Genomic DNA, 12,167 nt, shown 5'->3' with positions numbered 1-12,167 from the left:
CCCCCTCCGGTGGTCCGGACGAGTCTACGACCGCCGCACGCCGCGACCTGCACCGGTGGCCACCGGCGGGCCACCCGGCGCACCCCGCGGCCCGGCGTCAGGGAAGGGTGAGGAGCGAGTCGACGAACCGCCCCGGCAGCATCGCGCGTCCCCCGAGCGCCTCGAGCTCGACGAGGAACGCCAGCCCGACGACCGTGGCCCCGCAGGTCTCGAGCAGCTCGACCGTCGCGGCCGCCGTCCCGCCCGTGGCCAGCACGTCGTCGATGACGAGGACGCGCGCACCGTCGGGGATCGTGGACGGCTGGATCTCGACGGCCGCCGACCCGTACTCCAGCGCGTACGACTGCGTGGCGACCGGCCCGGGGAGCTTGCCGGCCTTGCGGACGGGGACGACGCCGGCGCCGAGCGCGATCGCGACCGGCGCCGCGAGCAGGAAGCCGCGGGCCTCCATGCCCGCGACCAGGTCCACCGGGCCCGGGACGTCGGTCGCGAAGGTCGCCACGACCTCCGCGAACGCGTCCGGATCCGCCAGCAGCGGCATGATGTCGCGGAACAGGACCCCGGGCTCCGGGTAGTCCGGCACCGTGCGCAGCAGCGCGTCGATGCGGCGCGCGAGCTCCGCGCGCCCGGCCGACGGGCCGGGCAGCACGCCCGACCCGTCCGGGACCGCGTTCATCGGCCCTTGCGCCGGGGCTGTGCGCCCTGGCCCAGGTGCCCACCCGGCCGCAGGGCCGCCGCGGCACGCGCCACGGAACCCGCGGGGACCGGCGCGCCGTCGACCGCGGTGCCCGCACGCGCGGCGAGCACCTTCGCGGTGTGCTCCCGGATGCGCGGCTCGCGCTCGCGCAGCGTCACCTCGAGAGGCGTCGCGATGAAGATCGAGGAGAACGTGCCGACGAACATGCCGACGAAGAGCGCCAGCGCGATGTCGCGCAGCGTGCCGGCGCCGAGGATGAACGCACCGACCACGAGGATCGACGTGACGGGCAGCAGCGCGACCACGGACGTGTTGATCGACCGCACGAGGGTCTGGTTGACGGCCAGGTTGGCCTTCTCCGCGTACGTGAAGCGCGTCTGCTCGAGGGTGTCGGCCGTGTTCTCGCGCACCTTGTCGAAGACGACGACCGTGTCGTAGATCGAGTACCCGAGGATCGTCAGGAACCCGATGACGGTGGCCGGGGTGACCTCCCACCCGACGGCCGCGTACACGCCGACGGTGATGATCAGGTCGTGGAACAGCGCGAGGATCGCGGCCGCGGCCATCCGCCAGTTGCGGAAGTAGACCGTCATCACGAGCGAGACGAACACCAGGAAGACGAGGAGTCCCGTCACGGCCTTCTCGGAGACGTCCTGCCCCCACGACGGCCCGATGAACGCGCTGGTGATCTGCGACCCGTCCACGTCGAACGCGGCGGCGAGGCTGCCCGTGACCTCCTCGACCTCGTCGCTCGTGAGCTGCGCCGTCTGGATGCGGAGCGAGTCGCCGCCCACCGTCGTGACGCGCGGGCTCTCCTCGGGGGCGATCGCCTGCACCGTGTCGATCGCGAGCTGCTGGTCGGTGGTGTCGACGCCGGAGACGACGAACTCCGACCCGCCGCGGAACTCGATGCCCGGGTTCAGGCCCGGCTTCACGAGCAGGACCGCGGAGATGGCGATGAGGATCGCCGAGATGAGGTACCAGGTGCGGCGTCGTCCGACGATGTCGTACGAGCGCCGGCCGGTGTACAGGTCGTTGCCCCACTGGGCGAATCCCGTGGCCATCAGCGGTCGCTCCCCTCGGGACGCCCGGCAGCGGGGTCGTCTGTCACGGTCGTGGGTGGGTCGTCGTGCGGCGGCACCGAGGCCGCCTCGGCGGCACGGGCGGCGGCCCGCCGCTCCGCGATGGTCATGCCGCCGGAGCCGACCGCCACCGGCTCGCGCACGTCGGACGGCGACGCGCCCTTCGTCTGCTGGCCGGGTGCGGCGACGCGCCCGCGTCCCGCGTACCGCACGGTGTCGACGCCGAGGCGCCGCGGGTCCAGGCCGGAGGCCGGGTGGCCCTCGGCGAAGAAGCGCGTGCGGCCCAGCAGCACCATGACCGGGTGGGTGAAGAGGAAGACCACGAGCAGGTCGACGAGCGTCGTCAGGCCGAGCGTGAACGCGAACCCGCGCACCCCGCCGACGGCCAGCAGGTACAGGACCACGGCGGCCGTGAAGTTCACGGCGTCGGAGGCGAGGATCGTGCGGCGGGCGCGTTCCCAGCCCTTGTCGATCGCGGCACCCAGCGGCCGGCCGTCGCGCAGCTCGTCGCGGATGCGCTCGAAGTACACGATGAACGAGTCCGCGGTGATGCCGATGGCGACGATCAGGCCGGCGACGCCGGGCAGCGAGAGCCGGTAGCCCTGCACCCACGACAGGAACGTGATGATCCCGTAGGTGACCACGGCCGCGACCAGGAGGGAGGCCACGGTGACCATGCCGAGGGCGCGGTACTGGAAGAGCGAGTACACGACGACGAGGAGCAGGCCGAAGACGCCGGCGAGCAGACCCTTCTGCAGCTGCTCGGAACCGAGCGTGGCCGAGATCTGCTGCACGCTCTGCTCCTCGAAGCTGATCGGCAGCGACCCGAAGTTCAGCTGGTTGGCCAGCGTCTCGGCGGACTCGCGCGTGAAGGAGCCGGAGATCTGCGCCTGGCCGTTCGGGATGACCTCGTTGACCGACGGCGCGGAGATCACCAGCGCGTCGAGCACGACCGCGAACTGGTTGAGCGGCGCGGCCGAGCTCGCGAGGCGGGTGGTCACCTCGGTGAACTTCGGGGTGCCCTCCCCCGTGAACTCGAGGTTGACGACCCACTGACCGGTCGACGCACCGGTGGACGTGGAGCCCATGCCCGAGGTCGCGCTCTTGATGTCGGCGCCCGGGATCTCCACGGGTCCGAGGATGAACTTGGCGAGACCCTCCTGGTCGCAGGCGACGAACGCCTCGTCGGGGTCGCCGGGGACGCCACCGGTGCGGTTCTCCGGCAGCGTGCAGTCGAGCGCGTCGAACTCGGCCTGCACCTCGGGCGTCACGTAGTACGCGACGTCGCTCGGCCCGTCCGGCGCCTCCTTGGTCGGCTGCGCCGCCGCCGCGGCCGCCGCGGCGGGGTCGGTGGGCGTGGCCGCCGCCGCCCCCATGACGAGGACGGGCCGGAACTCCATCTGCGCCGACGTGCGCACCAGGTCGAGGGTCTCCTCGCTGGGGTTGCCCGGCAGCGCGACGACGATCTTGTCGCCGCCCTGGCTCGTGATCTCCGCCTCCGCGACGCCCGAGGCGTCGACGCGCTGGCGGATGACCGCGATGGCCTGGTTGATCGTCTCCGCCGTCACGTCGCCCTTGGCCTCGGGGACCGGCTCGAGGATGACCTGCGTGCCGCCCTCGAGGTCGAGCGCGAGGTTCGGCGTGAGCGACGCGTCTCCCCAGCGGGTACCGGCGAGGATCGAGGCGAACAGCGCGACGACCATCACCCCCAGGATCACCAGGGTGCGGACCGGCCGTTCACGACGGCGAGGAGGAGGGGCCAACGGAGTTCTTCTCTCGTGCGCGCACCGGCCGCGGGCGGCCGGTGGGGTCGAGGCCCGGGCGTCGTCGCCCGGGCCGGGGAGTCACTTGGTGTCGCGGTCCTCGTCACGCACCGCCGGCGGCTCCGGCGGCATCGACGACAGGTCGTCCGGCACGTCCACGACCGAGGAGTCGTCGCCGTCGAGCGTGTCGTCGGCCGGCTCGTCCTCGACGACGACCGGGTCGACCTTCTTGGCGATCGCGGCGCGCAGCCAGCGCGTCTCGGTCCCCGGCGTCGACTCGAGCGTGATCACGTCGCCCTCGATGGCGGTCACGGTGCCGAAGAGGCCGGATCCCGTCATGACCTCGTCGCCCAGCGCCAGGTTCGTCCGGAAGTCGGCGGCCTCCCGCTGCATCTTGCGCGAGCGGCTCGACATGAACCACAGCGCCCCGAAGGCGAGCAGCATGATGATCAGGAACGAGTAGTCCATGGGGTGGTGGTTCTCCGCATCGTGTCAGACGTCTGCCGCAGTCTAGGCGCCGCGGCCCGTCGCTCCAACGTGCGCCCGGCTCCCAAGGTTCCCCGGGGCCCTCGGAGGGCGCCGAGCCGTCAGCCGAAGAGCGTGCCCGTGGGCGCCGGCGCCGTCAGCCCGAGGTGCTCCCACGCGGGGGGCAGAGCCACCCGGCCGCGCGGCGTGCGCCCCACGAGACCCTCGCGGACCAGGAACGGCTCCGCGACGGTCTCGACCGTCTCGGGCTCCTCCCCCACCGCGACGGCGAGCGTGGTCAGGCCGACCGGCCCGCCACCGAACCGCCGGCACAGCGCGTCCAGCACGGAGCGGTCCAGCCGGTCCAGGCCACGGTCGTCGACCTCGTACACCTCGAGGGCGGCGCGTGCCGCGTCGAGCGAGAGCCGCCCGTCGCCGCGCACCTGCGCCCAGTCCCGCACGCGGCGCAGCAGCCGGTTGGCGATGCGGGGGGTGCCGCGCGAGCGGGACGCGATCTCGCCCGCGGCGCGCGCGTCGAGCTCCACGCCGAGCAGCCCCGCGGACCGGACGAGGACGCGTTCGAGCTCGTCGTCGGAGTAGAAGTCGAGGTGCGCGGTGAAGCCGAACCGGTCACGCAGCGGGGCCGGGAGCAGCCCGGCACGCGTCGTGGCGCCCACCACCGTGAACGGCGGCAGCGTCAGGGGGATCGCGCTCGCACCGGCGCCCTTGCCGACGACCACGTCGACGCGGAAGTCCTCCATCGCGACGTAGAGCAGCTCCTCGGCGGGCCGTGCCAGCCGGTGGATCTCGTCGAGGAACAGCACCTCGCCCTCCTCGAGCGAGGACAGCACCGCGGCGAGGTCGCCCGCGTGCTGGATCGCCGGGCCGCTCGTGATGCGCAGCGACGCGCCGAGCTCGGCCGCGATGATCATCGCCAGCGTCGTCTTGCCCAGGCCGGGCGGGCCCGACAGCAGCACGTGGTCCGGCGCCCGGCCGCGGCCGAGTGCCGCCTGCAGCACGAGCGAGAGCTGGTCGCGCACGACCCGCTGCCCGACGAACTCGTCGAGCCGCCGCGGGCGCAGCGCCGCCTCGGCGACGCGCTCCGGCTCGTCCGCCGCGGGCCGGACCAGCGAGTCCGCAGCGAAGCGCGCGTCGTCGCCCGCGTCGTCGGGGTCGAGCCCGACCTCGACGCGCGGCGGGTCGACCTCACGCACGGGCGCTGCCCAGCGAGCGCAGCGCGGCACGCAGCACGCCGGGCACCTCGTCGGCGCCGACGGGGTCCGGCGTACCGTCCAGCACCGAGGTGACGGCGTCCTCGGCGGCCCGCAGCGGCCACCCCAGACCCACGAGCGCCTCGACGACCTGCACGCGGTGGTCGGCAGGGAGCGGCACGCCGGCCGCTCCGGGCGCGGGCGACGGCGCACCGAGCCGCTCCCCCAGCTCCAGGACGATGCGCTGCGCGCCCTTGCGCCCGATGCCGGGCACGCGCACGAGGGCCGCCAGGTCCTCGGTGGCGACGGCGCGGCGCAGCCCGTCGGGCGTGTGCACCGCGAGCATCGCGAGCGCCAGACGGGGCCCGACGCCCGAGACGGTCTGCAGGGTCTCGAAGACGTCGCGCTCGTCGTCCTCCGCGAACCCGAACAGGGTCAGCGAGTCCTCGCGCACGACCAGCGACGTGAACAGCCGTCCCGGCTGGCCCACGCGCAGGCCCGCCAGCGTGGCCGGCGTCGCCTGTACGAGCAGACCGACCCCTCCGACCTCCAGGACGGCGGCGTCCAGCCGTACCGCCAGCACCGTGCCGTGCACCGACGCGATCACCGCGTGCTCCTCCCGTCGCCGACCGCCACACTCTGCCACACGACACGAACACGTGTACGAACGACACGCTCGGTGGTCACGCGCGCCGCCGCGCCGCCTGCTCGGCGGCGGCCCACTGCTGCTGCGCCGTGGTCAGGGCGCCGGGCTCCCGCTGCGGTGCGCCGAGCGTGCCCGCGGGCCGCCAGAGGTGGCAGATGGCGAGCGCGAGCGCGTCCGCGGCGTCGGCGGGCCGCGGCAGCTCCGCCAGACCGAGGAGCCGGGCGACCATCGTCTGGACCTGCGCCTTGTCGGCGCGGCCGGAGCCGGTCACCGCAGCCTTGACCTCGCTCGGCGTGTGCAGCGCGACGGGGATGCGGCGCCGGGCGGCGGCCACCATCGCGAGACCCGCGACCTGCGCGGTGCCCATCACGGTGCTGACGTTCTGCTGCGCGAAGACCCGCTCGACGGCCACCGCGTCCGGCGCGTGCTCCTCGATGCACTCCTCGAGTGCCCGCTCGATGACGAGCAGCCGCTGGTCGACGCCCAGACCGGCCTCCGACCGGGCGACGGACACGTGCACGAGGGCGGCCCGCCGGCCCGGCAGGGAGTCCACGACACCGAGGCCGCACCGGGTCAGGCCGGGGTCCACTCCGAGCACGCGCACGGCGCCATGGTCGCAGGCCCCGGACGCGGCGCGGGCCCCGCCACACCGGTGGCGGGGCCCGGACGGCCCGGACGGCCCGTGCCGTGCGTCACTCCGCGTCGAGCTCGGCCATGACCTCGTCGGACGCGTCGAAGTTCGCGTACACGTTCTGGACGTCGTCGGAGTCCTCGAGCGCGTCGATGAGCCGCAGGATCTTGCGGGCGCCGTCGGCGTCGACCTCGATCTGCGTGGACGGCCACCACACGACGTCGGCCGAGTCGTAGTCGATCCCGGCGTCCTGCAGCGACGTGCGCACCTGGACGAGGTCCGTCGCCTCGCTGAGGACCTCGAACGACTCGCCGAGGTCGTTGACCTCCTCGCCGCCCGCCTCGAGGACCGCCTCCATGACGGCGTCCTCGTCGGTGCCCTCCTTGGGGACCATGACGACGCCCTTGCGGCTGAAGATGTACGCGACGGAGCCGGGGTCGGCCATCTGGCCGCCGTTGCGCGTGAACGCGACCCGCACGTCGGACGCGGCCCGGTTGCGGTTGTCCGTCAGGCACTCGACGAGCACCGCGACACCGCCGGGGCCGTAGCCCTCGTAGGTGATCGACTGGTAGTCGGCACCGCCGGCCTCCTGGCCGGAGCCGCGCTTGACGGCGCGGTCGATGTTGTCGTTCGGGACCGACGACTTCTTCGCCTTCTGGATGGCGTCGAACAGCGTCGGGTTGCCGGCGGGGTCACCGCCGCCCGTGCGGGCGGCCACCTCGACGTTCTTGACGAGCTTGGCGAACAGCTTGCCGCGCTTCGCGTCGATGACGGCCTTCTTGTGCTTCGTGGTGGCCCACTTGGAGTGACCCGACATGACTCGCTACCCCTTCGTCTCCGCTGGTCCGCCCGCGTCGCTCCCCCGCGGCACGGTCCGACGCCGGACCGGCCGGGAACCCCGCGACGTCACAGGCTGTCGCGGACGATCTGCACGAACAGTCGGTGCACCCGCGGATCCCCGGTCACCTCGGGATGGAACGAGGTGACGAGCAGCGGGCCCTGGCGCACCGCCACGATCCTACCGGCGGCCGGCCCGTCCGCGACGCGCCCCACGACGCTCGCCGCAGGCCCGACCTGCTCCACCCACGGCGCCCGGATGAACACCGCGTGCACCGGGTCCGCCGCGCTGTCCTCGACGCCGTCGATGACCAGGTCGGTCTCGAACGAGTCGACCTGCCGGCCGAACGCGTTGCGACGCACCGTGATGTCGACGCCACCGAGCGTGCGCTGCCCGTCGATGCCGCCGATGATGCGGTCGGCGAGCAGGATCATGCCCGCGCACGAGCCGTAGGCGGGCATGCCGGCGCGCAGCCGCTCGCGCACGGGCTCGTCGAGCTCGAACGCGCGCAGCAGCTTGTCGATCGTCGTCGACTCCCCGCCGGGCAGGACGAGCGCGTCGACGGCGTCGAGCTCGGAGCGGCGCCGCACGCCCACCGCGCCGACGCCGAGCGCGTGCAGCACGGCCACGTGCTCGCGCACGTCGCCCTGCAGGGCCAGGACACCGATCGTGGGTCTCACGGGCGCCGATCTTAGGTGCCGACGGGGACCGCCGCGGTGCGCGTCCAGGCGTCGTCGGGCGTGTCCGCGACCTCGTCGGCGCGCCGCGCGAGCCCGTCGAGCAGCAGGTCGCGCGGTGCCGCGAGCGAGACGCGCACCATGCCGGCGGCGGCCTCGCCGAACATGGAGCCGGGTGCGACGGCCACGTGGCGCGTCGTGAGCAGCCGCCGGGCGAACGCCTCGGTCGTCGCCGGCGGCGAGCAGGGTCGCCATCGCCCTGGCCAGTCCGTGCATGGCGCCGTGGGTCACCACGACCTCGTCGGCCCGCGTGACCCGCCCGTGCGTGCGCGAGACGCGCTCCGCCGCGGCGGCGCGCAGGGCCATCAGGCCGGTGCTCGACGTGTAGCCCGTCCTGCCGTCGCGCGCCGCGGCGGCGACGGCCTCGACGACGTGGTCCGCCGGCACGGCGTCGGGCTCCCCGATCTCGAGGTGGATCGCCCGGGGGTCGCGCAGCGCGAGGTCCATGAGGGTGCGGACGCCGGAGCGCGGGATCCGGGCGACGGGCGAGGACACGGCGGCACGCGGCACGGGACGGACGCCAGACGGCTCACGTGACCGCGAGGTCACCGACCGGTACGCGCGCGGCGGCGGTCGCCGACGCGCCCGACCCGGCGGGTCACTCCCGCGCCAGCCCCAGGTGCCGCGTCGTCCCGTCCCACACCAGCACGTCCCGCACGAGGCCGGCGAGGCCCGCCGGGAAGACCTCAATCGTCACGCGGGACAGGTCGTCGAGGTCCCACCAGACCAGCTCGTCCAGGACGTCCCGCTCGACGTCGGTCCAGCCGTCCGCGCTCAGCGCCAGGTCCGTGCTGCGCACGCGGGCGACGAAGAGCTCCTCGTCCTGCCGGCACGTACGTGCCGCGAAGTCGAAGAGCGCGCACCGCGTGTACACCGGGCCGACCAGGTCGTCCGGGGCCAGCACGATGCCGGTCTCCTCGCGCACCTCGCGCACCGCGGCGGTGCGCGCGTCCTCGCCCGCGTCGATCCCGCCGCCGACCGTGAACCACCACGAACGGTCCGGCGCGTCGACGTCGTGACCGCGCACGAGCAGCACGCGGTCGTGCTCGTCGAGCAGGATCACGCGCGCGGCGCGACGTCGCAGCATCCCGTCGGGCCCGGGGACCCACTCCGGGCCGAAGACGGCCCCGGTGACCTGGGGGTCGGGCGTGCTCACCAGCCCCGCTCGGCGAGGCGGTGCGGCACCGGCACGTCGTCGACGTTGATGCCGACCATCGCCTCGCCCAGCCCGCGCGAGACCTTGGCGATGACGTCCGGGTCGTCGTAGAACGTCGTGGCCTTGACGATCGCGGCGGCACGCTCGGCGGGGTTGCCCGCCTTGAAGATGCCGGAGCCGACGAACACGCCCTCGGCACCGAGCTGCATCATCATCGCGGCGTCGGCCGGCGTCGCGATGCCGCCCGCCGTGAAGAGCACCACGGGGAGCCGTCCGGCCGTCGCGACCTCCTTGACGAGCTCGTACGGCGCCTGCAGCTCCTTCGCCGCGAGGTACAGCTCGTCCTCGGGGAGCGTCGTCAGGCGGCGGATCTCGTCGCGCAGGGTGCGCATGTGGGTCGTCGCGTTGGACACGTCGCCCGTCCCCGCCTCGCCCTTCGAGCGGATCATCGCGGCACCCTCGGTGATGCGACGCAGCGCCTCGCCCAGGTTGGTGGCCCCGCAGACGAACGGCACCGTGAACGCCCACTTGTCGATGTGGTGGGCGTAGTCGGCGGGTGTGAGCACCTCGGACTCGTCGACGTAGTCGACGCCCAGGGCCTGCAGCACCTGCGCCTCGACGAAGTGGCCGATGCGGGCCTTGGCCATCACGGGGATGGACACCGTCGAGATGATGCCGTCGATCAGGTCGGGGTCGCTCATGCGCGCGACGCCGCCCTGCGCGCGGATGTCCGCGGGGACGCGCTCGAGCGCCATGACGGCCACCGCTCCGGCGTCCTCGGCGATCTTCGCCTGCTCGGGGGTGACGACGTCCATGATGACGCCGCCCTTGAGCATCTCGGCCATGCCACGCTTGACGCGCGCGGTTCCGACCTCACCGGCGGCGGGCTGGGGGTTCTCGATCACGTCAGACCTCTTCGATCCGTGGTGCGGGACGCCCGGCGTCCGTCCGCGTCCCGCCCGCGAGGGGCAGGACACGTGGCGCCGGCCCCCGTGGTCGGGGCAACGGCCATCCTAGGTCGTCGCCGTCCGCCCGTTCCCTGGCGCCCGGCACGCGGACACGTGCCTCAGACGGTGCCACCGGGCACGTCGGGGCGCGCGGGGCGCGCGACGGTTCCCTCGCCCGGGCGCGCCAGGCCCTGGGGCCAGGCGTCGTCGAGCTCGAGGGTCTGCGGCTCGGGCGCGTGCCCGGCGAGCCGGAGCACCCGCACCAGGCCTGCCCGCCGCACGCGCTGCGTCTGCGCGACCGCCTCGTTGTGGAAGCGCCGGGCGAGCTGCACGCGGTACCAGGCCGCCGCCAGCGCGTCGAGCAGCTGCCCGCCGACGGGATCGGACGCGAGCGTCTCGACCTCCTCGGCGTCGTCGAGGATCTCCCGCAGGGTCCACGTGAGGTCGCTCTCGACCTGGCCGCGCTCGAGCGGGGCCGGGGCCGTCGCGGCCGGGCCCAGCAGCTCGCGCAGGTCGTCGGGCAGCAGGCCCTTCGGCACGTCGCCCGCGCCGTTGGCGGCCAGCGACTCCCACGCCGCCTCCCCCACGACGACCGAGCTGGCGGGGTCGAGCAGCCCGCTCGTCGCGAGCTCCGCCGCGACGGTCGCGCGCCGCACCAGCTGGGCGTCGACGACGGCGCGCGACGCCGCCACCTTGCGGTGCAGCCGGTCCAGGCGGTTGGCCTGCACCCACACCAGCCACGTGAGCAGCGCGAGCACCGCGACGACGACCAGGACGACCGTGCCGTCCTGCCAGCCGGTCACGACCGGCCCCGGCGCAGCTCGAGCAGTCGCGTACCGCGCAGCGACGACGGGTCCTCGCCGACCGGTGCGTCGCGGCCCGCCACGGCCATCTCGTACACCGCGAGCACCTGGTCGGTCACCGCCGACCAGTCGTACCGGCCCACGACGTGCGACGCCCGCGCGCTCACCCGCGCCCGCAGCGCGTCGTCCGCGAGCACGCGCACGAGGGTGGCCCCGAGGTCCGCGGAGTCCCCGGTGCGGAACAGGACGCCCGCGTCGCCGTCGTCGAGCACCCGCGCGAACGCGCCCAGGTCGCTGGCCACCACGGCGGTGCCGGCGCTCATCGCCTCGACGAGGACGATGCCGAAGCTCTCGCCCCCGGTCTGCGGTGCGCAGTACACGTCCGCCGACGCGAGCAGCCGCGCCTTGTCCTGCTCGCTGACGCTCCCGAGGAACTCGACGGCACCGGCGCGCGCGCCCAGGAGTTCACGTGCCTGCTCCTCGCCCGTCTCGCCGCTGCCCGCGACGAGGAACCGGGCACCCGGGTACGCGTCCAGCACGGCGGGCACGGCGCGCAGCAGCACCGCCAGGCCCTTGCGGGGCTCGTCGAGGCGGCCGAGGAACGCGACCGTGGGCGCCTGCGGCGTCCCCGTCCAGCGCGGGTCGGTGCCGGCGTCGGCGAACGTGTCGACCCACACGCCGTTGGGGATGACGACGGCGTCGCCGCCCAGGTGCTCGACGAGCGTGCGGCGCGCGTCCTCCGAGACGGCGATCCGCAGCGAGATCTTCTCGAGCGACTGCCGCACGAGCGGGTACGCGACCTGCAGGGAGCGCGACCGGGTGATCGAGGTGTGGAAGGTCGCGACGACGGGGCCGTCCGCGATCCACAGCGCCAGCATGCCGAGGCTCGGCGTGACCGGCTCGTGCAGGTGCAGGACGTCGAAGCGCCCGGCGGCGAGCCAGCGGCGCACGCGCCGCGCCGTCACGGGACCGAACGTCAGGCGTGCGACGGAGCCGTTGTAGTGCACCGGCACCGCGCGACCGGCGGCGACCAGGTACGGCGGGACCGGTGTGTCGTCCGCGGCGGGCGCCAGCACGGACACGTCGTGCCCGCGCCCGATGAGCGACTCGGCCAGGTCCCGGACGTGGAACTGCACGCCGCCGGGCACGTCGAAGGAGTACGGGCACACGATGCCCACGCGCAGCGGGCGG

At 74.3% G+C, this 12,167-nt stretch carries 14 protein-coding genes; all 14 read right to left on the bottom strand.

What is annotated here, in order from left to right:
- Positions 1 to 97 precede the first annotated feature (97 nt).
- The 14 genes from NP075_RS09405 to NP075_RS09340 all read right to left on the bottom strand — a co-directional run bounded on the left by NP075_RS09405 (position 98) and on the right by NP075_RS09340 (position 12,160).
- Positions 98 to 676 (bottom strand): adenine phosphoribosyltransferase, encoded by a 579-nt coding sequence (locus NP075_RS09405; protein ID WP_227562939.1) that lies wholly within the window; start codon positions 674 to 676, stop codon positions 98 to 100.
- Positions 673 to 1,761 (bottom strand): protein translocase subunit SecF, encoded by a 1,089-nt coding sequence (gene secF, locus NP075_RS09400; protein ID WP_227562938.1) that lies wholly within the window; start codon positions 1,759 to 1,761, stop codon positions 673 to 675. The genes NP075_RS09405 and secF overlap by 4 nt, the downstream gene beginning before the upstream one ends.
- Positions 1,761 to 3,482: a protein translocase subunit SecD gene (gene secD / locus NP075_RS09395; RefSeq protein WP_227562937.1), complete on the bottom strand. Its 1,722-nt coding sequence runs from the start codon at positions 3,480 to 3,482 to the stop codon at positions 1,761 to 1,763. The genes secF and secD overlap by 1 nt, the downstream gene beginning before the upstream one ends.
- A gap of 141 nt (positions 3,483 to 3,623) precedes the next feature.
- Complete coding sequence (gene yajC / locus NP075_RS09390; protein ID WP_227562936.1) at positions 3,624 to 4,010, bottom strand: preprotein translocase subunit YajC; 387 nt, start codon at positions 4,008 to 4,010, stop codon at positions 3,624 to 3,626.
- A 119-nt stretch (positions 4,011 to 4,129) separates the two neighbouring features.
- Positions 4,130 to 5,221 (bottom strand): Holliday junction branch migration DNA helicase RuvB, encoded by a 1,092-nt coding sequence (ruvB, locus tag NP075_RS09385; RefSeq protein ID WP_372456667.1) that lies wholly within the window; start codon positions 5,219 to 5,221, stop codon positions 4,130 to 4,132.
- Complete coding sequence (ruvA, locus tag NP075_RS09380) at positions 5,214 to 5,825, bottom strand: Holliday junction branch migration protein RuvA (protein ID WP_227562935.1); 612 nt, start codon at positions 5,823 to 5,825, stop codon at positions 5,214 to 5,216. The genes ruvB and ruvA overlap by 8 nt, the downstream gene beginning before the upstream one ends.
- Before the next feature lie 76 nt (positions 5,826 to 5,901).
- A complete protein-coding gene (gene ruvC / locus NP075_RS09375; protein ID WP_227562934.1) occupies positions 5,902 to 6,468 on the bottom strand; it encodes a crossover junction endodeoxyribonuclease RuvC in 567 nt (188 codons plus the stop codon).
- An 88-nt stretch (positions 6,469 to 6,556) separates the two neighbouring features.
- Positions 6,557 to 7,312: a YebC/PmpR family DNA-binding transcriptional regulator gene (locus NP075_RS09370; protein ID WP_227562933.1), complete on the bottom strand. Its 756-nt coding sequence runs from the start codon at positions 7,310 to 7,312 to the stop codon at positions 6,557 to 6,559.
- Positions 7,313 to 7,401: 89 nt separating this feature from the next.
- Complete coding sequence (gene pdxT, locus NP075_RS09365) at positions 7,402 to 8,013, bottom strand: pyridoxal 5'-phosphate synthase glutaminase subunit PdxT (RefSeq protein WP_227562932.1); 612 nt, start codon at positions 8,011 to 8,013, stop codon at positions 7,402 to 7,404.
- A gap of 11 nt (positions 8,014 to 8,024) precedes the next feature.
- Positions 8,025 to 8,198, bottom strand: coding sequence for a hypothetical protein (locus tag NP075_RS09360; RefSeq protein ID WP_227562931.1), 174 nt, complete (start codon positions 8,196 to 8,198; stop codon positions 8,025 to 8,027).
- A 470-nt stretch (positions 8,199 to 8,668) separates the two neighbouring features.
- A complete protein-coding gene (locus NP075_RS09355; RefSeq protein WP_256791785.1) occupies positions 8,669 to 9,226 on the bottom strand; it encodes an NUDIX hydrolase in 558 nt (185 codons plus the stop codon).
- Complete coding sequence (pdxS, locus tag NP075_RS09350; RefSeq protein WP_227562930.1) at positions 9,223 to 10,131, bottom strand: pyridoxal 5'-phosphate synthase lyase subunit PdxS; 909 nt, start codon at positions 10,129 to 10,131, stop codon at positions 9,223 to 9,225. Before pdxS ends, NP075_RS09355 begins: the two co-directional genes overlap by 4 nt.
- Positions 10,132 to 10,292: 161 nt before the next feature.
- Positions 10,293 to 10,976 (bottom strand): hypothetical protein, encoded by a 684-nt coding sequence (locus tag NP075_RS09345; protein WP_227562929.1) that lies wholly within the window; start codon positions 10,974 to 10,976, stop codon positions 10,293 to 10,295.
- Positions 10,973 to 12,160, bottom strand: a complete 1,188-nt coding sequence (locus NP075_RS09340) for a glycosyltransferase family 4 protein (RefSeq protein ID WP_227563213.1) — start codon at positions 12,158 to 12,160, stop codon at positions 10,973 to 10,975. The genes NP075_RS09345 and NP075_RS09340 overlap by 4 nt, the downstream gene beginning before the upstream one ends.
- Positions 12,161 to 12,167 lie beyond the last annotated feature (7 nt).

This window comes from Cellulomonas wangsupingiae (genome assembly GCF_024508275.1).
Classification (GTDB): domain Bacteria; phylum Actinomycetota; class Actinomycetes; order Actinomycetales; family Cellulomonadaceae; genus Cellulomonas; species Cellulomonas wangsupingiae.
Note: the sequence above shows the minus strand (reverse complement) of the source record. Positions and strands in the feature narration are given on the sequence as shown.